General features: G+C 69.4%; 22 protein-coding genes and 1 riboswitch. Of the genes, 12 read left to right on the top strand and 10 right to left on the bottom strand.

Annotated elements, in window-relative coordinates:
- From A5714_RS22260 to metE, 6 genes are all read left to right on the top strand, one after another.
- A partial coding sequence (locus A5714_RS22260; RefSeq protein WP_255396728.1) for an acyl-CoA dehydrogenase family protein occupies nucleotides 1-634 on the top strand: 634 nt, incomplete at its 5' end.
- A complete protein-coding gene (locus A5714_RS22255; RefSeq protein ID WP_068288926.1) occupies nucleotides 631-1,722 on the top strand; it encodes an acyl-CoA dehydrogenase family protein in 1,092 nt (363 codons plus the stop codon). The genes A5714_RS22260 and A5714_RS22255, both read left to right, overlap by 4 nt.
- A gap of 121 nt (nucleotides 1,723-1,843) precedes the next feature.
- On the top strand, nucleotides 1,844-3,100 hold the full coding sequence (locus tag A5714_RS22250) for a TetR/AcrR family transcriptional regulator (protein ID WP_068288923.1): 1,257 nt from the start codon (nucleotides 1,844-1,846) through the stop codon (nucleotides 3,098-3,100).
- A 99-nt stretch (nucleotides 3,101-3,199) separates the two neighbouring features.
- A complete protein-coding gene (locus A5714_RS22245; RefSeq protein WP_068288922.1) occupies nucleotides 3,200-4,042 on the top strand; it encodes an SDR family oxidoreductase in 843 nt (280 codons plus the stop codon).
- 28 nt (nucleotides 4,043-4,070) lie between these two features.
- The gene (locus A5714_RS22240) at nucleotides 4,071-4,715 is read left to right on the top strand and encodes an SDR family oxidoreductase (RefSeq protein WP_068288919.1); all 645 of its coding nucleotides are present in this window, start codon (nucleotides 4,071-4,073) and stop codon (nucleotides 4,713-4,715) included.
- Between the two features lie 63 nt (nucleotides 4,716-4,778).
- Nucleotides 4,779-4,976, top strand: a riboswitch (cobalamin riboswitch).
- Between the two features lie 151 nt (nucleotides 4,977-5,127).
- The gene (gene metE, locus A5714_RS22235; RefSeq protein ID WP_068288915.1) at nucleotides 5,128-7,398 is read left to right on the top strand and encodes a 5-methyltetrahydropteroyltriglutamate--homocysteine S-methyltransferase; all 2,271 of its coding nucleotides are present in this window, start codon (nucleotides 5,128-5,130) and stop codon (nucleotides 7,396-7,398) included.
- Nucleotides 7,399-7,465: 67 nt separating this feature from the next.
- Here the strand turns inward: metE and A5714_RS22230 are convergent, their stop codons facing one another.
- Nucleotides 7,466-9,187 (bottom strand): DUF3556 domain-containing protein, encoded by a 1,722-nt coding sequence (locus A5714_RS22230; RefSeq protein ID WP_068288911.1) that lies wholly within the window; start codon nucleotides 9,185-9,187, stop codon nucleotides 7,466-7,468.
- A 218-nt stretch (nucleotides 9,188-9,405) separates the two neighbouring features.
- On the opposite strand from A5714_RS22230, the gene A5714_RS22225 reads away from it, so the two are divergent.
- On the top strand, nucleotides 9,406-10,770 hold the full coding sequence (locus tag A5714_RS22225; protein WP_068288908.1) for an FAD-dependent oxidoreductase: 1,365 nt from the start codon (nucleotides 9,406-9,408) through the stop codon (nucleotides 10,768-10,770).
- A 13-nt stretch (nucleotides 10,771-10,783) separates the two neighbouring features.
- Here A5714_RS22225 and A5714_RS22220 read toward each other — a convergent pair whose 3' ends face one another.
- Nucleotides 10,784-11,308: a DoxX family protein gene (locus A5714_RS22220; protein WP_068288906.1), complete on the bottom strand. Its 525-nt coding sequence runs from the start codon at nucleotides 11,306-11,308 to the stop codon at nucleotides 10,784-10,786.
- A gap of 223 nt (nucleotides 11,309-11,531) precedes the next feature.
- Between A5714_RS22220 and A5714_RS22215 the strand changes: the two genes are divergently transcribed.
- Nucleotides 11,532-13,109, top strand: a complete 1,578-nt coding sequence (locus tag A5714_RS22215; protein WP_068288903.1) for a pyruvate, phosphate dikinase — start codon at nucleotides 11,532-11,534, stop codon at nucleotides 13,107-13,109.
- Nucleotides 13,106-13,720, top strand: a complete 615-nt coding sequence (locus tag A5714_RS22210) for a hypothetical protein (protein WP_068288936.1) — start codon at nucleotides 13,106-13,108, stop codon at nucleotides 13,718-13,720. Before A5714_RS22215 ends, A5714_RS22210 begins: the two co-directional genes overlap by 4 nt.
- Nucleotides 13,721-13,731: 11 nt before the next feature.
- On the opposite strand, the gene A5714_RS22205 is transcribed toward A5714_RS22210, so the two are convergent.
- Genes A5714_RS22205 through A5714_RS22195 form a run of 3 tightly spaced genes read right to left on the bottom strand, consistent with a single transcriptional unit; the run spans nucleotide 13,732 to nucleotide 16,175 of the window.
- A complete protein-coding gene (locus A5714_RS22205) occupies nucleotides 13,732-14,952 on the bottom strand; it encodes a DUF1298 domain-containing protein (RefSeq protein WP_068288900.1) in 1,221 nt (406 codons plus the stop codon).
- Nucleotides 14,953-14,965: 13 nt separating this feature from the next.
- Nucleotides 14,966-15,868 (bottom strand): alpha/beta fold hydrolase, encoded by a 903-nt coding sequence (locus tag A5714_RS22200; RefSeq protein WP_068288933.1) that lies wholly within the window; start codon nucleotides 15,866-15,868, stop codon nucleotides 14,966-14,968.
- Between the two features lie 34 nt (nucleotides 15,869-15,902).
- Entirely contained in the window at nucleotides 15,903-16,175 is a 273-nt protein-coding gene (locus tag A5714_RS22195) for a hypothetical protein (protein WP_068288897.1), read from the bottom strand.
- A 136-nt stretch (nucleotides 16,176-16,311) separates the two neighbouring features.
- Between A5714_RS22195 and A5714_RS22190 the strand changes: the two genes are divergently transcribed.
- Nucleotides 16,312-17,175 (top strand): alpha/beta fold hydrolase, encoded by an 864-nt coding sequence (locus A5714_RS22190; RefSeq protein ID WP_068067496.1) that lies wholly within the window; start codon nucleotides 16,312-16,314, stop codon nucleotides 17,173-17,175.
- Between the two features lie 11 nt (nucleotides 17,176-17,186).
- Here the strand turns inward: A5714_RS22190 and gnd are convergent, their stop codons facing one another.
- Together gnd and A5714_RS22180 are read right to left on the bottom strand one after the other, a co-directional pair.
- Entirely contained in the window at nucleotides 17,187-18,209 is a 1,023-nt protein-coding gene (gene gnd / locus A5714_RS22185) for a phosphogluconate dehydrogenase (NAD(+)-dependent, decarboxylating) (RefSeq protein WP_068067493.1), read from the bottom strand.
- 13 nt (nucleotides 18,210-18,222) lie between these two features.
- On the bottom strand, nucleotides 18,223-19,671 hold the full coding sequence (locus A5714_RS22180; RefSeq protein ID WP_068288895.1) for a glucose-6-phosphate dehydrogenase: 1,449 nt from the start codon (nucleotides 19,669-19,671) through the stop codon (nucleotides 18,223-18,225).
- A 119-nt stretch (nucleotides 19,672-19,790) separates the two neighbouring features.
- On the opposite strand from A5714_RS22180, the gene A5714_RS22175 reads away from it, so the two are divergent.
- Nucleotides 19,791-20,624, top strand: a complete 834-nt coding sequence (locus tag A5714_RS22175; RefSeq protein ID WP_068288892.1) for an adenylate/guanylate cyclase domain-containing protein — start codon at nucleotides 19,791-19,793, stop codon at nucleotides 20,622-20,624.
- Here the strand turns inward: A5714_RS22175 and A5714_RS26350 are convergent.
- Nucleotides 20,621-20,791 carry a hypothetical protein gene (locus A5714_RS26350; RefSeq protein ID WP_156670988.1) on the bottom strand — a complete coding sequence of 57 codons (171 nt, stop codon included), beginning with the start codon at nucleotides 20,789-20,791 and terminating at the stop codon, nucleotides 20,621-20,623. The two genes, A5714_RS22175 and A5714_RS26350, sit on opposite strands and share 4 nt — an antisense overlap.
- A gap of 92 nt (nucleotides 20,792-20,883) precedes the next feature.
- Here A5714_RS26350 and A5714_RS22170 point away from each other — a divergent pair, with 92 nt between their 5' ends.
- Nucleotides 20,884-21,564, top strand: coding sequence for a guanylate cyclase (locus tag A5714_RS22170; protein ID WP_068288930.1), 681 nt, complete (start codon nucleotides 20,884-20,886; stop codon nucleotides 21,562-21,564).
- A 6-nt stretch (nucleotides 21,565-21,570) separates the two neighbouring features.
- On the opposite strand, the gene A5714_RS22165 is transcribed toward A5714_RS22170, so the two are convergent.
- Both A5714_RS22165 and A5714_RS27325 read right to left on the bottom strand, forming a co-directional pair.
- Complete coding sequence (locus A5714_RS22165; protein ID WP_068065967.1) at nucleotides 21,571-21,894, bottom strand: putative quinol monooxygenase; 324 nt, start codon at nucleotides 21,892-21,894, stop codon at nucleotides 21,571-21,573.
- A partial coding sequence (locus A5714_RS27325; protein ID WP_156747448.1) for a hypothetical protein occupies nucleotides 21,891-22,152 on the bottom strand: 262 nt, incomplete at its 5' end. The genes A5714_RS22165 and A5714_RS27325, both read right to left, overlap by 4 nt.

Below are 22,152 nucleotides of genomic sequence, written 5' to 3'. Positions count from 1 at the left end.
CGTGCGTACCGATCCCGAGGCGCCGAAGCACAAGGGGATTTCCTGCCTGATCGTCGACATGACGCTGCCCGGCATCGAGGCCCGTCCGTTGATCACCCTCAACGGTGACACCGATTTCGCCGAGGTGTTCTTCCACGACGTGCGGGTGCCGGCCGACGCACTGCTGGGCCCTCTGAACGCGGGTTGGCAGGTGGCCACCACCACGCTCAGTCACGAACGCGCGGGAGCCGCCAGGCTGTACGCGGAGATGCAGGCGCGGATCGAGGAACTGGTGCACGACCTGGGCGCGGCCCGGCCCGACGCGCTCGAGGATCCCGTGACATTGCGGCGCCTCGGCGAAATGGCGTTGCGCATCAAATATCTCGAGGTGCTGTGCCTGCGGTCCATCTCGGCCACCCTGCACGGCGGCTCGGAGAAAACCGCCCTGGGATCGGCCAGCCTGGCCAAGACTTTGTGGGGCGAGATCGGCCAGGGATTGGCCGACCTGGCCTTCGACGTGCTGGGCGACGACGGAGCAGGCGGCCCGTGGGCCGACTACCGTCTGACGTCACGCTCGCTGACCATCGCGGGCGGCACGACCCAGATCAACAAGAACATCACCGCCCAGCGCGTGCTGGGGCTGCCACGCGCATGAACCTCGAATTGACTGACGAGCAGGTGGCGTTGCGCGACACCACCCGCCGCTTCCTCGCCGAGAAGGCACCGATCTCGCCCCACGTGCGAGGGCTGCTCGACGATTCGACCGGCACCACCGACACGGTGTGGCGCGGCCTGGCAAACCTGGGCGTCATCGGCCTGCTGGTGCCCGAAGAGCACGGTGGCGCCGGCATGACGATGGTCGAGGCCGGCGTTGTGGCCGAGGAATTGGGTGCGGCGCTGAATCCGGGGCCGTGGCCGTCCAGCGCGGTCGCCGCCGCGCGCCTCCTCCTCCGGCTGAACGTGCCGGCGGCGGAGCTCATGACCGGGATCGCGGACGGCACCACGGTCGTCACCGTGTGCCTGCCCGAAGCCGGGCACCCGGGCCTCACGGCCGGCCGCCACGGTGCCGATGCGGTCGTGAGGGGCGCTCTCGGCGGAGTGCCGGACGCGGCCGCCGCCGACGTGCTGCTGGTGGTCGCCGAGGAGCGGGAGGGCGCCGGGATTTTCGCGGTCCGCGCGGGGTCCCCCGGGTTGTCCGTGCAGCCGAACCGCGGCATCGACCCGTCCCGCAAGCGGTGCCGCGTCGCTTTCGACTCCGCGCCCGCGCTACGCCTAGCGAGCGCCGCCCCGGACCTCGTGGCGGCGGTCGCCGACGACGTGTTGATCGCGGCCGCGGCCGACGCGCTCGGCGCCGCCCGCGCCGTCATGGAGCTGGCCGTCGAATATGCCAAGACGCGAAAGCAATTCGGCCAGCCGATCGGATCGTTCCAGGCGATCCAGCATCTCTGCGTCGACATGTACGAGACCGTCGAGTTGGCGCGCGGCGGCGTGATCCACGCGCTGTGGGCGGCCGACCACGCCGAACCGGGTGAACGGCAGGTGGCGGCGCTGCGGCTCAAGGGGTTCGCGGGACGACTGGCCAGCGTGGGTGACACGGCCATCCAGGTGCTCGGTGGCATCGGCTACACGTGGGATCACGACGCTCATCTGTACCTCAAACGCCTGCTCGGTTGGAGCGCATTCCGCGGTGCGTCCGACCGGTACCTCACCGATCTCGGTGTGCGCCTTGCCAAGGGGAGGTGATGAGCGGCCGCGCTTCGCAATGGGGACTGCACCGGCCGTATGCAGGGGGTTCGCCCCGCGCCGTCTGCTAATCTTCGACAAAGATTTGGTTCGGTGGAGGGGTGCGGGTCGCGTGGGACGAATGCCCGGGGGCACAGGAGATTCCGGGGCGCGCCGCACCGAGATCCTGCAGACCGCCGCGTCGCTGATCGCGTCGTCGGGTTTGCGAACCTCGCTGCAGGAAATCGCCGATGCCGCAGGCATTCTGCCCGGCAGCCTGTACCACCATTTCGAGTCCAAAGAGGCGATCCTCGTCGAGTTGATCCGGCGCTACCAGGACGACCTAGACCGCATCGGGCAGGCGGCGCTGGGGCGACTCGACGAACCCGACCCCCGTTCGCCGTCGGAGAAGATCGTCGCGCTGGGCTCGGCCATCGCCGCCTGCGCCGTCGAGCACCGCGCCGCGCTGCAGATGTCGTTCTACGAAGGCCCCAGCACCGACCCTGAGCTGATCAAGCTGACCCGACAGCGGCCCGTCGCCATCCAGGAGGCGATGCTGCAGACGCTGCGCGCCGGCCGCTGGGGCGGTTACCTCACGACCGACGTGGACCTGCCGACGCTGGCCGACCGCATCTGCCAGACGATGCTGCAGGTCGGGCTCGACGTCATGCGCCACCATTCCCCCGCCGAACAGGTGGCCGCGCTGCTGTGCCGAATCATGTTGGCCGGGTTGGCCTCCGATCCTCCCACCGACGCCGCGCTGGACCGGTCGGCGGCCTTGGCCGCCGCGGACCGCGTCATCGCGACGTGGTCCGACGACAGCGACGCCGATCCCAGTGGCAAGGCGGCGCACGTGCGCGCCGTGGCGCGCGCGGAGTTCGGCCGCCGCGGATATGAGGTCACCACCATTCGCCACATCGCGTCGGCGGCGGGCCTGGGCACCGGAACCGTCTACCGGGTGATCGGCTCCAAAGACGAGTTGCTCGCCTCGATCATGGAATCGTTCGGCCGCAAGGTCGAAGCGGGCTGGGTCAGCGTCCTGCGCTCCGACGCCACGGCCGTCGAGAAATTGGATGCGCTGAGCTGGGTGAACGTCAACGCGCTCGATCGGTTCTCCGACGAGTTCAGGATTCAGCTCGCCTGGATGCGCCAGTCGCCCCCGGACACCCCCAACCCCGGCTGGCTGTACGCCACGCGGCTCCGGCAGATGAAAACGCTTCTCGCCGAGGGGATCCGGTCTGGCGAGATTCGGATTGACGCGCCGTCCACGGCGATGCTGGCGCGATGCGTCATCGCTTTGCAGTGGATTCCCGAGAACATTCTCGCCGACGTCGGCACCCGCGCCGCGTTGATCCATGCCCGCGACACCGTTCTGCGGGGCGTCGCGACGCGCGGCTGAGCAGGCCGGCGCGGACCGCGGGGTATTGAACCGAATAACTGTTACCCATACAGTGAGGCGGTTAGAACCTGACTAGCGGTGAATGAGAAGGGGATTTCCATGACTGTTGTGGATCGGTTGCGCTACGACGGCAAGCGAGCCCTCGTTGTCGGCGGCGCGACCGGCATGGGCGCCGCGGCCGCTATGTCGGCGGGCGAACTCGGCGCCGAAGTCATCGTGCTCGACTACGCGCCGGTGAACTACGACGTCGCGCAATCGGTGCAGGTCGACCTGCGCGACCCCGCCTCGATCGACGCGGCGCTGGAGCGGATCGACGGCCCCGTCCACGCGGTGTTCTCGGCCGCCGGCATCGCCGAAGGCACCACCGACCTGATGGCGATCAACTTCCTCGGCCACCGCCACCTCATCGACCGCCTGCTGGAGAAGAACCAGTTGCCCTCCGGCTCGGCCATCTGCTTCATCTCCTCGGTGGCGGGCATGGGCTGGGAAAACGACTTGGACCTGCTGACCGAATTCCTCGCCATCCCGGGCTTTGCCGCGGCGCAGGACTGGGTCAAGGCGCACGAGGCGGAAGGCATCATCCACTACGGGTTCTCTAAGAAGGTCGTCAACGCTTACGTCGCCACCCAGGGCTACCCATTGCTGAAGAGGGGCGTCCGCATCAATGCGATCTGCCCGGGGCCCACGGACACCCCGCTGGCCCAGGCCAACGCCGACCTCTGGCTCACCTTCGCCCAGGACTACCGCGACGAGACCGGCTCCAAGGTGCACACGCCCGAGCAGATGGGCGACGTGATGGCGTTTCTGAACAGCGCCGCCGCCTTCGGCATCAGCGGCATCACGCTGCTGGTCGACTACGGCCACACGATGGCGTCGCTGACGAACGCCTACCCGCCGGGAAAGCCGATCATCGACATCATCATGGGCCGCGTCAAGCTCTGACGCCAAAGGCGCCGGTACCGTCGGGGGCATGCCCCGCATCCTGATCATCGGCGGCCACGGCAAGGTCGCCTTGCAGTTGGCCAGCATCCTGACCGATCGCGGCGACGAGGTGACATCGGTCTTCCGCAACCCCGAGCATTCCGACGACGTCGCCGCCACCGGCGCGCGCCCGACGGTGGCGGACATCGAGCACCTCGACACGGCCGCGCTGGCCGAGCTGCTGGTCGGCCACGACGCGGTGGTCTTCTCGGCCGGGGCCGGCGGCGGGGATCCGGCGCGGACGTACGCCGTGGACCGCGACGCGGCGATCCGGGTCGTCGATGCCGCCGAGCGGGCGGGGGTGCGCCGCTTCGTCATGGTGTCCTACTTCGGGGCCGGCCCGAATCATGGCGTGTCGCCGGATAATTCGTTCTACGCCTACGCTGAGGCCAAGGCGGCGGCCGATGAACACCTGCGTGCCAGCGGGTTGGACTGGGCCGTGCTGGGCCCGGGCAAGCTCACGCTGGACGAACCGACGGGGCGCATCACCGTCGGCGCGCAGGGCAAGGGCGAGGTCTCGCGCGCCGACGTCGCGCAAGTCGCGGCCGCGGCGCTGGCCGACGACTCGACCATCCGCCGCACCATCGAGTTCAACAACGGCGAGACGCCCATCGCCGAAGCCCTGGGACGCTGAGCCGGCAACGGAGTAAGCTGCGCTACGCAGCTGGTCTGCCGTCGCCGCAACCGCGGCGTCGGCATCGAGCGAGGCAATGTTAGACGCGCTTTGCAAGAGGGAACCCGGTGGGAGTCCGGGACTGTCCCGCAGCGGTATGCAGGAACGACCGCCGTCACCAGCACTGGTCTTTAACGAACGACCGGGAAGCGACGGCCATTAGGAGCACCACCCGGTGCGCGCCTGCGAGTCCGAAGACCTGCCAGCTGTGCCGGACGCGCCGCGTTCGGCCGGTTCATCGCCTCGTGGAATGGGCGTATGGCCTTCGCCGTTCGTGGTGTGTGCCCGCACGAGTCATGGGGCGCGCATCCGGTACGGCTATGGCTGCGCGTCCGCAGGCGGTTGACCACACCGTTGAACATAAGGACGAAAAGTGACCTCTCAGCCATTTACCGCCACGGTTATCGGATCCCCGCGCATCGGCCCTCGACGCGAGCTCAAGCGCGCGACCGAGGGTTATTGGGCCGGACGAACCAGCCGCTCGGACTTGGAATCCGTCGCCGCGACGTTGCGCCGCGACACCTGGGCCGGCCTCGTCGACGCCGGCCTGGACTCCGTCCCGGTCAACACCTTCTCCTACTACGACCAGATGCTGGACACGGCGGTGCTGCTGGGCGCGCTCCCGGCCCGGGCCGCGCAGGTCCCCGACGACCTGGACCGCTACTTCGCCGCGGCCCGCGGCAACGCCGACGTCGCGCCGCTGGAGATGACCAAGTGGTTCGACACCAATTACCACTACATCGTGCCGGAGATCGAGCCGTCGACCGCCTTCTCGCTCAATCCCGACAAGGTGCTCTCCGAGCTCAAAGAGGCGCTGGCACAGGGGGTTCCCGCGCGACCCGTCATCATCGGCCCGCTGACATTCTTGTTGCTCAGCAAAGGCGTCAAGGGCGGCGGCGCGCCCATCGACCGCCTCGAGGAGCTGGTGCCGATCTACACCGAGCTGCTCTCGCTGCTCGCCGACAACGGCGCGCAGTGGGTGCAACTCGACGAGCCCGCGTTGGTGACCGACATCTCCCCGGACGCACCGGCGCTCGCCGAGGCGGTCTACAACAAGCTTGGCGCGGCGACCAATCGGCCGGCCATCTTCGTCGCCACCTACTTCGGTGATCCCGGTGCGTCGCTGGCCGGCCTGGCTCGGACGCCGATCGAGGCTATCGGCGTCGACCTGGTCTACGGCGCCGACACCGCCGTCGCCGCGGTGCCGGAGTTGTCGGGCAAGACACTCGTCGCCGGTGTCGTCGACGGGCGCAACATCTGGCGCACCGACCTCGAGGCCGCGTTGGACAAGCTGGCCAGCCTCAGCGCGGCGGCGGCCGACATCGCGGTCTCGACGTCGTGCTCGACGCTGCATGTGCCGTATTCGCTTGCCCCCGAAACCGATCTGGACGACGCGCTGCGCAGTTGGCTCGCCTTCGGCCAGGAGAAGGTCGCCGAGGTGGTCACGCTGGCGCGCGCGTTGCGCGACGGCCGGGACGCGGTAGCCGACGAGATCGCGGCCTCCAATGCCGCGGTGGCGTCCCGCGCGAGCGACCCGCGGTTGCACAACGACCGGCTGCGGTCGCGGCTCGACTCGATCGTCGCCACCGGGACACACCGCGGGGACGCCGCGCAGCGCCGGGTCAGCCAGACCGAGCGGCTGCAGCTGCCCCCGCTGCCCACCACCACGATCGGCTCGTACCCGCAGACGTCGGCGATCCGCAAGGCGCGGGCGGCGCTGCGCGCCGGTGAGATCGACGAGGCGGAATACCACGAGCGGATGCGCAAGGAGATCGCCGACGTCATCAAGCTGCAGGAGGACCTCGGCCTCGACGTGCTGGTGCACGGTGAGCCGGAACGCAACGACATGGTGCAGTACTTCGCCGAGCAGTTGGACGGTTTCTTCGCGACGCAGAACGGCTGGGTGCAGTCCTACGGCAGCCGCTGCGTGCGCCCGCCGGTCCTCTACGGCGACGTCGTGCGCACGCACCCGATGACGGTCGAGTGGATCACCTACGCGCAGTCGCTCACCGACAAGCCGGTCAAGGGCATGCTGACCGGCCCGGTGACCATCCTGGCGTGGTCGTTCGTCCGCGACGACCAGCCGCTGGCCGACACCGCCTACCAGGTCGCGCTCGCGATCCGTGACGAGACCGTGGACCTGCAGTCCGCGGGCATCGCGGTGATCCAGGTCGACGAGCCGGCGCTGCGCGAGTTGCTGCCGCTGCGCCGCGCCGATCAGGACGAGTACCTGCAGTGGGCCGTCGGGTCCTTCCGGCTGGCCACCTCCGGGGTCGAGGATTCGACGCAGATCCACACGCACCTGTGCTACTCGGAGTTCGGCGAGGTGATCGGGGCCATCGCGGACCTCGACGCCGACGTGACGTCCCTCGAGGCGGCGCGCTCGCACATGGAGGTCCTCGACGACCTGAACTCGGTCGGCTTCTCCAACAGCGTCGGCCCGGGCGTCTACGACATCCACTCGCCGCGCGTGCCGAGCACCGCGGAGATGGCCGAGTCGCTGCGCGCGGCGCTCAAAGCAGTTCCAGCGCAACGGCTCTGGGTCAACCCCGACTGCGGGCTGAAGACCCGCAACGCCGACGAGGTGGCCGCGTCGCTGAAGAACATGGTGGCGGCCGCGCAGGAAGTCCGCGCCGAGAGTTAGGGTTTCGCGAGCGTAATCGCACCGCGGTTTTCCCGCGAGATTTTCGCGGTGGGATTACGCTCGCGGCCTACTCCGAGAGCACCTCGACGGGTACGTCGTCCGCCCACGGTTGCCGGGTCACCATGTCGGCGACTTTGACTGTGCCGCGCTCGAATTCGCCGGTCGCCGCGTCCACCAGGCGGTAGGACTGGGTCTGCCTGTGGATCGGCTGCGCGTCGAGCAGCACCACGCGCACCTCGCCCGGTTCGAAGCGGCACCGCTCCTGCAACGCGGCGATGAGCTGCTCGTTGTGCATGTGGCCGTCGCCGAAGTTCCAGCCGATGGCGGTGCTGCAGATGCGCTCGCCGTCGGTGAGGATGTAGTCCTCCTCGTTCTGGCCCGCCATGGCCCGGTGCGCGAGCGTGAACAGCGCACGACCGTGGGTGTTGAAGCCGCGAAACGCATATCCCATGTAGATCGGGATCTGCGCGGCCTCCGGGCTGCCGTAGAAGCGTTCCAGCTGGGCCTGCGGCATGCTCGCGATCGCGACGATGCCCCGGGTGATCTTGTCGTTTGCGGACGGCTTGATGCACCACAGCGTGGTGTCCCAGTTGCCGGCGTAGTAACGCATCCCCGGCAGGAACGAGACCTTGCGGGGAAACAGGTTGCCCAGCACCACGATTCCGGCGACGACGACGAACAGAACACCCACGAGCACCGGGTGCCGCAGATCCGCCAGGCCCAGCCGGGCGTGCGCGACGAACAACGCCAGCACGCCGTAGATCATGAACACGTTCCACTCCAGCGGCACCCCCATCGGTATCGAGACGAGGATGCCCAGGTGGAAGCAGACCATCACGATGGCGGCCACCGTGATGGGCCAGCCGCTGTGGCAGAAGAACAACGGCAGCGGCACCAGCATCTCGATGGCCGTGCTGACGTGCGCCAACCACCGCGACAGCCGGCCGGGCCGCAGGTCGTCCGGAAACTTCTCGAAGAAGCGCCGTTTGAGCCAGCGCGGCCGCACCAGCGGGTTGTTGGACATCATCGTGGAGATGACGAACGGAAAGTGCTTGTTGAGCTTCGACGTCGCCGCGCCCATCCAGATGACGAGGAACACGACCTTCGATCCGACGATCATGTCGACCCCACCGAACAGGAAGGTCACCGCCATGCTCGCGTACACCTCGCCGCGGGCGGCCAGGAAGATCACCTTGTCGCGCAGCCCCAGCACCGCCAACAACAGCAGGATCAGCACGATCTCCCACTCGGGCAGTAAACCGACCCTGGTGCCCAGCTCCGGCACCGGCCCGGTGCCATCGGAGATCAACGCGCCCAGAAGAACGAGCAGAAACAGGCCGTAGAGACCGACGTCGAGCGGGGTGCGCTTGGTGCCCCTGGTCATCGGCACCCGATCCGGCCACGGTGGCAGCCTGATGGTGCCGAACCGCAACCAGTACAGGATCGAACCCATGGGCGGGAAAAAGCGGTTGTTGAGCGGCCCGAACCCGCATCCCAGGCCGACCACCTCGAACAGCATCGTGTAGAGCACGACCTTCTCGAACACGATCGGCTCCGACCACCAGGATCGCCCAGTGAACCCGTCAATGCCGTTGGTGGTCAACGCGAACAGGTAGGCGCCGAGGATGTAGAGCAGGATCTTGACGACGTAGAACAGGTGCAGCACCACCGGCGTGCCGAAGCCGACCTCGGCCCAGTGCTTGGCCATCGGGCGGATCTTCTCGCTGCGGGTGCCCTTGGACCATTCGGCCATGTCGAGCTGCGGCAGCTCGGGCTTCAGAAATCCCATGGTTGTTCACACTAGAACGCGTTCTAGCCGCACGCGTCGAACTTCGGACGCCCGGCCGAAGATTCCCGTCGAATTTCCCTGGCCCGTTGCGCGGCGTTTCCCGACCGGCGACCCAGTCGCGCCGTATCGGGGCGGGCGAATTCTGCGTGAACCCACTCCGGCTGCGGGGGCCACCGGTGTAGTTTGCTGCTAGGGCGGGGCCAGGTGAGGAGCCAGTCGTGTCAGAGGTAGATTTCTGCGTGGTCGGCGCCGGTTTCGCGGGCCTGACGGCCGCCCTCCGCCTGCACCGGGCCGGCCACTCGGTGGCCTTGCTGGAAGCGCGCGACAGGGTCGGCGGCCGCACGTTCACCGAGTACCGCCCGGACGGGACATGGATCGACCGCGGCGGCGCTTGGGTGGGGCCGGGCCAAGACCGCATCCACGCCTTGATGCGCGAGTTCGGCGTGGCGGAGTACAAGCAGCACAACGACGGCGACGCGATGATGATCATCGACGGCTCGGCGCACCGGTACGGCGGCACCATTCCGTGGACCATGAGCCCGTGGGCGGTCGCCAACCTGGGCGTGGGATTGCTGTCGATCGAACGGATGTGCAAGCAGGTCCCGCGCGAAGCCCCTTGGGAGGCAACGCATGCCGCCGAATGGGACCGCATCAGCCTGGGGGAATGGATCGAGCGGAACACCGCATCCCGCCAGGCGCGCCAGATGCTGGACATGGCGCTGGCCGGCGCCTACACCTCGGCAGCGTCGGAGACGTCGCTGTTGTGGTGCCTGCTGCAGATGGGCTCGGCCGGCGGCCCCACCTTCGTGATCTCCGGCGCGGGCGGCTCCCAGGATGCCCGGCCGGTCGGCGGGATGGGCGCCGTCTACGGGCCCATCGCCGCGGAACTGGGCGACACGGTGCACCTTTCGCGGCCGGTCCGGCGCATCGCCCAGGACGCCGACGGCGTGACGGTCAGCGCGGACGGGATGACGGTGCGGGCCCGGCGGGTCGTCGTGGCGATCCCGCTGGCGGTCGCGAGCTCGATCGTCTACGAGCCGGCGCTGCCGGTGGACCGCGCGATGCTGCATCAGCGGATGCCGGGCGGCGCGGTCGTCAAGGCGTCGGTCATCTACGACGAGCCGTTCTGGCGGTACGACGGGCTGTCCGGCCAGTCGGCCGCATCTGGCACGTTGGCGACGCTGACCATCGACGCGTGCACCGACACCGGCGAACCCGGGATCATGTGCGTGATCACCGAGGGGCCGGCGGCGCGTCGGCTGACCTCGCTCGGCGAGGCCGAGCGCAGGGCCGCGATCGTCGGCGAGCTGACCGCCCGGTTCGGCGAGAAAGCCCGGTCGCCGCGGGAGTACCACGAACAGAACTGGACCACCGACCGCTATGCGGGCGGTGGCATGATCAGCCACGCCCCGACCGGGGTGTTGACCGAGTTCGGCCACACCCTTCGTCCGCCGTGCGGCCGGATCCACTGGGCCGGGACGGAGAGCTCGGCGGTCATGTGCGGGTGGATCGACGGCGCGGTCCGCTCCGGCGAGCGCGCCGCCGCCGAGGCACACGACGCCGAGACCGCGGCGGTCGGATGACGCCGCGGAACGGCTAGCCCGCGGCCTGCTTGGCCGGCGGTCGATAGAAGATCGCCAGTTGGCCGATCGCGCCGGCGAGGCCCAGGCCCACCGAGATCGCCAGGCCCTGCCAGCCGTCCAACCAGTTCTTGCCGAAGATCAGCCAGTCCAGGCTGTAGCGGCCCGCCCCCACCGTGGCGACCGCGACGGCGCTGACGGCCAGGACCAGGTTGTACTCCCAACCCTCTTTGACGATGAAGAAGCCGTTGGCGCGGTGCACCGTCCACGCCGCCACCAGCATCAACGACACGAACCCCGCGGCCGGGATGGGAGTGAGCAACCCCGCGGCCAAGCCCAGCCCCGCCGCCATCTCGGTGCTGGCCGCCACGGTCGCGTGGAATCTGCCCGGCTTCATGCCGATGCTCTCGAACCACCGCGCGGTGCCGGGGATGCGGCCGCCGCCGAAGAACTTGTTGTAGCCGTGCGCGGCCAGCGTCACGCCCAGCACCAGCCGCAGGATCAGCAACCCGACGTCGTGGAAAGTGTCATACGGAGCCATATCTGTAAACCTAGATCATGGGCCCGGCGCCAGACCAGGAGCGGCCAAACCGGCCGCCAACCAGCTACGTCGCTTAAACCGCTGGTCCGTGTGGGACCATAACGGCGTTCGCCCGTCCAAACCCGAGACCCCGAGGGGGTGCACCACGGCTCGCACCGCGCCAGGCAGCGGCGCCCACCACCAGGCGGCAAGCGGCCGGGGGGCCGCCGCCCTCGAGCACTCGGTGGTGTTGCTGGACGGCACGGCGGGCCACCCCCGCGAGCTGTTGGGCAACAAGGGCCACGGCATCGAGGCCATGCGCCGCGAACGGCTGCCGGTGCCGCCGGCGTTTTGCATCACCACCGCGGTGGGGCTGCGCTACCTCGCCGATCCGCAAAACACCATGGACGCGATCTGGGACGACGTGCTCGCCCGGATGGCCTGGCTGGAGTCCGAGACCGGGCGCACCTTCGGGCGGGGCCCGCGCCCGCTGCTGGTCAGCGTGCGCTCGGGTGCCACCCAATCGATGCCCGGCATGATGGACACCATCCTCAACGTCGGCATGAACGACGGCGTCGAGCGCGCGCTGGCCGCCGCCGGCGGCCAGGATTTCGCGCGCGACACCCGCCGCCGGTTCACCGAGATGTACCGGCGCATCGTCGGCGGTGAACGGCGCCCGATACCCACCGACCCGTACGCGCAGCTGCGCTCGGCGATCGAGGCCGTGTTCGCGTCGTGGAACTCCCCGCGCGCGGTGGCCTACCGCGCCCACTACGGCCTCGACGACGGGCACGGGACCGCGATCGTGGTGCAGGCCATGGTGTTCGGCAACGACGGACCGAATTCGGGTGCGGGAACGTTCTTTTCGCGCAACCCGATCACCGGTGACAGTGAACCGTTCGGCGAGTGGCTGCCGGGCGGTCAGGGCGACGACGTGGTATCCGGTTCGGTCGCCGTCGAGCCGATCGCGGCGCTGCGCGACGAACAACCGGGCGTCTACCACGAACTGGTGAGTGCGGGGCACGCGTTGGAGCGGCTGCACTCCGACGTCCAGGAGATCGAGTTCACCGTCGAGGGCGGCACCCTGTGGTTGCTGCAGACGCGGGCGGCGGAACGGTCGGCGCAGGCGGCGGTGCGGCTGGCGCTGCAACTGCGCCGCGAGGGGCTCATCGACGACGTCGAGACGCTGCGGCGGGTCACCCCGGCCCACGTGCAGACCCTGCTGGCGCCCGCCTTGCAGCCCGAAACCCGATTGGCGGCAAAGCTATTGGCCAAGGGGCTGCCGGCCTGCCCGGGTGTGGCGACCGGAACGGCGTACACCGACGTCGACGAGGCGCTGCGCGCCGCCGAACGCGGTGAGCGGGTGATCCTGGTCCGCGACCACACCCGCCCCGACGACGTGTCGGGCATGCTGGCCGCCGACGGCATCGTCACCGAGGTCGGTGGCGCCACCAGCCACGCGGCGGTGGTCAGTCGCGAGCTGGGCCGCGTGGCCGTGGTGGGCTGCGGCCCCGGCGTGGCGGCCGCCCTGGCCGGCAGGCAGATCACCGTCGACGGCGCCAAAGGTGAGGTGCGCGAAGGGCAGTTGCCGTTGTCGGCGTGGTCGGAGAGCAACACCGCCGAGCTGCGCGCGCTGGCCGACATCGCGCGGCGGATCAGCCCGTTGCGCGCCCACGCCGCCGGGGAGCACGCGCGACTGGACGACGTGTCCGAGGCGGCGGTGCGTGACGCGCTCAACGACGGCCGCCTCGACGTGGTCTCGGCCGCCCCGCTGACCGTCATGCTGACGGCCCTGCGCCTTCAATGGCGGTCGGCGTCGTGACGGAACTGGGCGTGCTGCAAGCGGTCCGGCTGAAGGGACGGGTCAAGCCCGACGAGCTGGCCGCGACGCTGGGAGCCGACCCCGATGACGTCGCGGCGGCGACCCGGCGGCTCACCGAGTCCGGATTCCTCATCGCGGACGCGACGCTGCGGATCAGCAGCGAGGGGCGCGCCCGGCTCGAGGCCCTGCTCACCGAGGAACGGCGGGCCGTCGACTCCACCGCGATGACCGCCGCGTACGAGCACTTCGGTTCGGTGAACGGCGATTTCAAGCGCGTGGTCACGGACTGGCAGCTCAAGGGCGGCCCCGGCGGCGTTCCCAACGGCCATGACGACGCCGAGTACGACGCCGCGGTCCTGGCCCGCCTCGACGGCGTGCACGCGCGCGTGCTGCCCATCGTCGAGGCCGCCGCGGCGCAGGTGCCGCGGTTGGCGGCCTACGCGGACAAGCTCGGGGCGGCGCTCGACAGGGTCAAGTCCGGCGAGACCGCCTGGCTGACCAGGCCGCTGGTGGACTCCTATCACACCGTGTGGTTCGAGCTGCACGAAGAGCTGATCGGCGCGGCCGGCCTGACGCGCGAGCAGGCGGCGCGCTCCGGCGACGCGCACTGACCCCGCGACAGCTACAGCGCGGCGTCGAGCAGCCCCAGGTATTCGTCGATGTCGGCGACCGCCGACGCGGCGGCGTGCACGCTGATCGCGATCGTGTCACCGATGCCGTGGACGCCGTGCACCAATCCCATCGCCGGTGACAACGCAGGGTAGCCGGCGGTGAGCACCACCCGCCCCTCGCCGAACCGCAGGTCGGCCGGCCCACGGTTGACGCTGGACACCACGGTGTTGCCGGACACCCCGGCCGGCCGGGCGTCGGCATCGAATTGCCCGACTCCCCAACGCAATAGCGGCGCCGGGACGGCGGCGAAGGCGCGGTCGGCGGCCCGCGCCGCGGGGTGTTCCTGGCGACGGCGGCCGGCCGCCAGCTCCGCGGCGATCCGTTCCGCCCTCACGTCTGGGGCCAGCCCGGGATACAGCCCCACCGCGACGCTGCCGAAATGATTATTCGCTTGCCGTGTACCGGGTTTCGACATCGGCACCTCGGCGCCCAGCGAGTCGGCGCCGGCACCGAGCAGTTCGGAGAGCGCCGTCGACACCGCAACCAGCGCGCTCACCGTGACGGTCGGGCCGCGCAACTGCGAGCGATGCCGCACCAGCGTGCGTACCGAGCGGGCGCCCGCCGGGCGCGTGTTGGTCGCAAGCAGCGGCCGCGGCCCCGGGCCGGCGGTCAGCGACCCGGCGCGGATGTCGCGCACGAGTTGGCGATGGGCGCGCGCCGCCCCGGCGGCGCGCCGCAGGAAACACCCGGGCCGGGCGGGCGGCACCGCGGGCACCGGGGTGGGCCGGCCGAACAGCCAACCGGCCAGCGCCGCGCCGCGGGCGCCGTCGGCCAGCGCGTGCGGCAGCTGCAGCACCGTCACGGTCCCCGGGCCGTCGGCCCCGGGGATGCCGAACACCGGCGCGAAAACGTGTAATTGCCACGGCACCCGGCGCAGGTCCAGCTGGTCGTCGGCGAGGGCGGCGACAGCCGCCAGGCAGGCGCCCCAACTGGGCTCGGCGAGGTCGTGGCGGAGCACCGCCTCCGCGGCCGCATCCGCGGGCACCCACCGGGGGTAGACCAGCGGGCCGCGGTCTCGCAGGCGCACCGACAGGGCGGGGCAGGCGCGGGCCCGCTGCCGCACCCGCTTGATGGCGTCGGCGCAGTCGGCGGCGTCGAAGGCGTACAACAGGAACTCGTCGTTGGGCACCTTCGCCGAGATCCAGTAGAACTGCGCGTCGACGGCGGCCATCCGGGCCACGGCGTCAGCCGGCGGAGCCGGTGAACGCCAGCACCAGGTCGGCCACCTTGTCCGGCTTTTCGAGCTGCAGGAAGTGCCCGGCGCGATCGACCACGGCGACCCGGCTGCCCGGGGGCAACGCCCGCTCCGTCCAGCGGGCGAACGCCGGCGTCATGCAGCCGTCGTCACGCCCGTGCAGGTACAGGCACGGCAACACGGGCTCCTTGGTCCACAGTCGATTCAGCTCGGCGTACCGCGCCGACGGCCGCCGGCCACGCAGGGCGCGGTAGGGCCCCAGCGCGGCGCGCCAGCTCTCCGGCGTCCCGATCGCCGCGTCCACGTGGCGCAGGTCCTCGTCGGCGCGGTACCCCGGCGACCAGCGTCGCCACAGCAGCGGCAGGACCCACGACGCGGACCGCTCGGGAAGCCAGGGGACTTGGAAATACATGATGTACCAGCTGCGAAACACTTGGCGCCCCAGGTGGCCGGCCAGCCGGCCGCGGTCGGCGACACCGCTCGCGCGCCGGAAGGCCACCGACGGCGGCACCGACATGATCGCGGCCTTGGTGAAGGGGCTGTCGGGCATCGCCGCCAGGCCGGTCGCGGCCATCGCACCCCAGTCGTGGCCGATCACCACGTCCCGGTCGGTGCCGCCCGCCGCCTCGCGCACTCGCAGGGCGTCGTCCATCAACGCGCCGACGTGATAGCTGCCGTCGGTCGGGATCGCGGACGGCGCGTAACCGCGCATGAAGGGCGCCACCACGCGCCAGCCCGCGTCGGCGAGCCGGGGCGCGAGCTTGCGCCAGCCGTAGGCGGTGTCGGGGAAGCCGTGCAGGCACAGCGCCAGGGGCGCGCCGGGCGGCCCCCAGGTGAGTGCCTTCAGGTTCCCGGCGGGCCCGTCCACGTCGATCCAGCCCGGTTCAGCCATGTCCACTCCCTGCTCGACGTCCGCAGGGACCAACCTAACCTGTGCGGTCCCGGGGTGCACCGACCCCGGCGCCCAACGCGCGAGATCGCTTGTCTGGCAGGGTGTTTCGCGGTCGTTCGGGTAACGCGGGCACCAGGTCGGCGACGACGATCGTGCGCATTCCCCCACCCGCCCGCCGCCGCGCGGTCAGCTCTCCGATCGGCTCCTTAAACCGGTCCGGGCTGACCTTGGGGAACACCGAGACGTAGGACTCGGCCGCTTCCTCCGGGTTGCGGTCGAACGACGACGTCGGGCTGACCGATGGCACGGTCGCGGCGACCGCCTTCCTCCTCAGGGGACTTGACGGCGAATCGTGCACCCGATGGACACGAGCGGGAGGGAAAATTCACCGCGCCGTCGACCCTGCGGGGCAGCCTCGATCGAAGTGGGTAACGTCACGTCGCATGAATACCGTCAGCACCAGCCCCGAGACGGTGCAGTTCGCCGGGGCCGGCGGGATCACCCTGGTCGCCGACGAGTGGAATCGCGGCACGGCCGGCGGCGGGCGGCCGAGCATCCTGATGCTGCACGGCGGCGGCCAGAACCGGTTCTCGTGGAAGCACACCGGCCAAACCCTGGCCGACGAGGGGTTGCACGTGGTGGCGCTGGACTCCCGCGGGCACGGGGACAGCGACCGCGCACCCAACGCCGACTACGACGTTGAGACGCTGACGGCCGACGTCCTGCACGTGTTGGAGGCGATGGGGAGGCCGGCGACCATCATCGGCGCCAGCATGGGCGGGTTGACCGGGATCCTCGCCGCGCACCGGGCGGGCCCGGCGAACGTCACCCGGCTGGTGCTCGTCGACGTGGTTCCCCGCTTCGAGAAGGGCGGCAGCGCGCGCATCCGCGACTTCATGTTGAGCGGCATCGACGGGTTCGACTCGCTCGAGCAGGCCGCCGACGCCGTCGCCGCGTACCTGCCCCACCGCACCAAGCCGCGCAGCCCCGAGGGCCTGAAGAAAAACCTGCGCCTGCGCGACGGCCGCTGGTACTGGCACTGGGACCCCGCGTTCATGACCAAGCCCGGCGACGATCCCGAGTTGCGCACCGAGAAGTTTGAGCAGGCCGCCAAGAGCCTGACCATCCCCGTGCTGCTGATCCGCGGCAAGCTCTCCGACGTCGTGAGCCTGGAAGGCGTGCGGCACTTCCTGGCCACCGTGCCGCGCGCCGAATTCGTCGAGCTGTCCAACGCCGGGCACACGGCGGCCGGCGACGACAACGACGCCTTCAGCGCCGCGGTGGTGAAGTTCGTCAAGCGCTCCTGACGCGGCCGCGGCTAGTTCGCCGGTTTCTCGGCGTGCCCCCCGAACTGCTTGCGCATCGCCGACAACGCCTTGTTTGCGAAGTCGTCCAGCGACCGCGAGGCGAACCGGGACTGCAGGGCGGTGGTGAGCACCGGCGACGGGACGCCCTCGTCGATCGCCGCGATCGCGGTCCAGCGGCCCTCCCCGGAGTCGGAGACCCGCCCGGAGAACTCCTTGAGATCCGGCGAGTCGTACAGGGCGATCGCGGTCAGGTCCAGCAACCACGAACCGATGACGCTGCCCCGCCGCCACACCTCGGCAACCTCGGGGATGTTGAAATCGTATTGATAGAACTCGGGATTCGACAGGGGCGCGGTTTCCGCGTCGCCCTGCTGGATGTGCTTGCCGATGTCGGCGTTACGCAAAATGTTTAGGCCCTCGGCCAGCGAGGCCATCATCCCGTACTCGATGCCGTTGTGCACCATCTTCACGAAGTGGCCCGCCCCGGCGGGGCCACAATGCAGGTAACCCTTTTCGGGTTGCGCGATCTCACCGTCGCGCCCCGGTGTGCGCGGCGCCGCGTCCACCCCGGGCGCCACGGTGGCGAAGATGGGCTCGGCCCGCTCGAACGCCTCGTCGTCGCCGCCGATCATCAGGCAGTAGCCACGCTCGCGGCCCCACACGCCACCGCTGGTGCCGCAGTCGAGGAGATGAATCCCCCTCTCCGACAGCGTCTTTGCGTGACGAATGTCGTCGCGATAGTAGGAGTTACCGCCGTCGATCACGATGTCGCCGGACTCCAGTGTCTTGGCGAGCTCGTCGATCACGCCCGTGGTGATCGTTCCGGCCGGCACCATCACCCACACCACGCGGGGCGCCGTCATCTTCTCGGCGAGCTCCTTCAGGGAGGACACGCCGGTGGTCCGCTCCTCCCCCGCCATCGCCTTGACGGCGTCCGGGTTGTGGTCGTACACCACGCATTCGTGTCCACCGTCAGCGACGCGGCGCACGATGTTGGCGCCCATCCGGCCGAGGCCGATCATCCCGAGCTGCATCTGTCGGTTCTCCTTACTGCTGCGATGACTGCGATGACTGTGCCGGCTGCGCGCGCTTCGGCAGCCATGGTTGTTGCCAATGGTGATCACCGTGCAGCAATGACCGCGCGGCGTCGGGCCCCCACGAGCCCTGGTCGTAGTGGTGGATGCGGCTCGGCTTGTCCAGCAGGGGCTGGACGATGCGCCAGGTTTCCTCGATGGCGTCTTCACGGGCGAACAGCTGACGGTCCCCGATGATCGCGGCGTGCAACAGCCGTTCGTACGGCCGCACCGCCTCGCCCAGGTCCTCGGCAAACGAGGAGTCCAGGTGCACGTCATGCCACGAGTCCCCGGCCTGGGCCGACAGCTGCAACCGCATGCCGGGGTCTGGGTCGATGCGCAACACGATCTGGTTCGGCTCCGGCGGGCGACGGTTCGGCAGGAACGAGAACCCGGGGACGTGGTGCAAGAACATGCGGACCTCGGTGACCCGTTCGGGCAGCGCCTTGCCGGCGCGCAGGAAGATGGGCACGCCGGCCCAGCGCCAGTTGTCGATCTCGGTTCGCAGCGCGATGAACGTCTCGGTCTGCGAATCCTCGGCCACCCCGGGCACGTCGGTGTAGCCGCGGTACTGGCCGCGCACGCAGCGCTGGGGGTCGAGCGCCGGCATGGCCCGGAACACCTCGGCCTTTTTGTCGTTGAGGTCGTCGTCGCCGGGACCGACGGGCGGCTCCATGGCCACCAGAGCGAGGACCTGCAGCAGGTGGTTCTGCACGACGTCGCGCAACGCGCCGACGGCGTCGTAGAACTTGCCGCGGTCCTCGATGCCGAAGTCCTCGGCCATGGTGATGTGGATTTCGGAGATGCTGTCGCGATCCCACAACTTGGCGAGCGCGTTGTTGGCGAAGCGGAGATACTGCAGTTCCTCGACGGGCTGTTTGCCGAGAAAGTGGTCGACGCGCAGGATCTGGTCCTCGTCGAGCACCGCGCGCAGCCTGGCGTTCAGGTCGCGCGCGGACGCGAGGTCGTGACCGAACGGCTTCTCCACCGCGACGCGCGCACACTCCAAAAGGTCTGCCTTGGCGAGGTTTTCGACGATCGGCGCGAACAACGACGGCGGCATCTCCAAGTAGTACAGCGGCCGACAGTCGGATCCGATCAGCTTGGCCAGCTCGCCGTAGAGCTTGTCGTCGGTGACGTCGCCGTGCACGTAGGACAACCGGCTCGCAAGTCGCTGGAACACCTTGTCGTCGAAGTCCTCACCGGACGCCGTGATCGCATCGCGGGCCCGCTTGACCACGTCGTCTTTGGAGATGTCGTCACTGGCCACGCCGATGATGGGGAAGTCGAGCAGGTCGCGAGCCTCCAGGCGGTATAGCGCGCGATAGGTCATCTTGCGGGCGAGGTCGCCGGTGATGCCGAAAATGACCAACTTGTTCGAAGCTTCGTCGGAACCGTTGTCCGCCGAACCGCTGTCAGCCAAGCCCGCACCTCCCGAAAGTGAACGAACACGTCTGACATGCACTACCCGCGGCGGACGGAGTCAACACTAGACACTGCGTATAGGCCCGACAACTTCAACGGTCCGCGCCCTTTGCAAGGATGACGGGCATGGCTGATGCGCTGCACGTCGCGGTCTACCTTCTGGGCGGCCTCGCGGCGTTGGAGACCGGCGCGATCGCGGTGCTGGCGGTACTGCTGGCGCGCAGCCGTCGCGAGGTCGAAGAGCTCCAGCAACGCACCGACACCCGCATCCGGTTGCTGTCGGGCGGTCGCGAGGCCCTCAAAACCGTGTGGAACACCGCCAACCTGATGCGCAAGGAGGGCTTCGGGGCCGCCGTGCGCAGTTCCATCGAGGACCTCGCCGATTGGGCGGAGGTGGAGCGACCCGACCTGGCCCGCGTCACGCCGGACGGCCGGGTGGTGATCTTGTTCTCCGACATCGAAGAATCGACCGCCCTCAACGAACGGATCGGCGACCGCGCCTGGGTCAAGCTCATCAGCTCGCACGACAAGCTCGTCTCGGATCTGGTGCAGCGGCGATCCGGGCATGTGGTCAAAAGCCAGGGTGACGGGTTCATGATCGCGTTCGCCCGCCCCGAACAGGCGGTGCGGTGCGGCATCGACGTCCAGCGCGCCTTACGCAAGGACGCGAAACGCAAGCGGCACGAAAAGATTCGAGTACGAATCGGCATTCACATGGGCCGGTCGGTGCGCCGCGGCGACGACCTGTTCGGCCGCAACGTGGCCATGGCGGCGCGCGTCGCCGCCCAGGCGGTGGGCGGCGAAGTGCTAGTGAGTGAGCCGGTGCGCGACGCCGTCGCCGATTGCGACGACATCCGGTTCGACAAGGGCCGCAAGGTCGAGCTGAAGGGGTTCACGGGGGACCACCGCCTGTTCGCCGTCGACATCGGGACCGACCCCGACCCGGACTAACGAGCCGGATTCGCCGCCTCGTATTCGGCGAGCCGTTGATGCAGCCGGGACCGGACCTCGTCGGGCGTGTAGGCGCGCCGCTTGCGCTGGTCGCGCGCCACCAGCACGCCGCCGGCGACGACGCCCGCGGCCCCCGCCAGGCCCACCCACTTCCAGATGCTGCGCATGCGAGCCAGGCTATTCGCAGCCGGATCCGGTGCCCGCACGGTGTGGTTAACTTGTCTGCCCAGACACGGACCCGCGCACCTTAGGCCCTATGATGCTGACCCTTGACCAGGCGCTCAATGAGACTCGCACGGGCGACCTTTGGCTGTTCCGCGGACGCTCCGGTCCCGACCGCGCAATCCAGACGCTGACGAACGCGCCGGTCAATCACGTCGGCATGACGGTAGCCATCGACGACCTGCCACCGTTGATCTGGCATGCCGAATTGGGCGACAAGCTCGTGGATTTGTGGACCGGTACCCCGCACCGGGGGGTACAGCTCAACGACCTGCGGCAGGCGGTCCTGCAGTGGGCCGACCGCTACCACCAGCGGTGCTGGCTGCGTCAACTGACGCCGTACGCGACCCGGGAGCAGGAGAACAAACTGCTGCGCGTCATCGCCCGCATGGACGGCACCGCGTTCCCCACCACCGCGCGGCTCACCGGTCGTTGGATTCGCGGCCGGATTCCGACGATCAACGACTGGGTGCGGGGAATCCCGTTGGTCGACAACAAGGTTCGCGAACAGACCCGGCGCCGCCGCGCGGACCGCGCGATGAGCCTGTCCACCGCCTACTGCGCGGAGACGGTGGCCATCACCTACGAGGACATGGGCCTGCTCGACACCGACAAGGACGCGAATTGGTTTGACCCTGGCAAGTTTTGGAGCGGCGACACGCTGCCCCTCGCGCCGGGCTACCGACTCGGCGACGAGATCGAGGTTGCCGTCGGTTGAGGTCAGTCAGTCGACCGACATCTCCCCCATCGTCGACCACCCCGTCGCGTCGATCGTCTGACTGATGATCTTGGGCGTCGCCGTCAGCGCCTGCGGCAGCTCCCGCATCGCCCGCGCGAAGTGGTCACTGTTGACGTGGGCGCCGCCCGCGGCGTCGTCACGAAACGCCTCCACCAACACGTACTCGGCGGGGTTATCCAGGCCGCGTGACCATTCGAACCACAGGTTGCCCTCCTCGGCGCGCGTGGCGGCGGTGAACGATGCCACCAGGTCGGGCCAACGCTCCGTCCACTCGGGCTTGGTCTCGAACTTGACGACGATGAAGATCATCTGCCGATCACCCCGCTGGTTGCGTGACGCCCGCGCGGTCCCTGGCGGGCGAGCCCCAGCATATCCGCCAGGGGACCGGCCCCCTGCCAAGCCAAATGTGGCAACACCGGCAGCAAACCGGGACTAATTGGACATCCGCGGCGGTCGACAAGCGGCAATACCGTTGCCCATTTCAACCGCTTGGGGTGGCGTGGGAGTTCGTCGAAGAACCTCTCGCGGTTTTCAAGTCGCCTATTGAGAAGGTCGGCCGCGCCGTCC

It is taken from the genome of Mycobacterium sp. E2462, assembly GCF_001672685.1.
Classification (GTDB): domain Bacteria; phylum Actinomycetota; class Actinomycetes; order Mycobacteriales; family Mycobacteriaceae; genus Mycobacterium.
The sequence above is the reverse complement of the archived record's forward strand: the minus strand, read 5'-3'. Positions and strand labels throughout refer to the sequence as shown.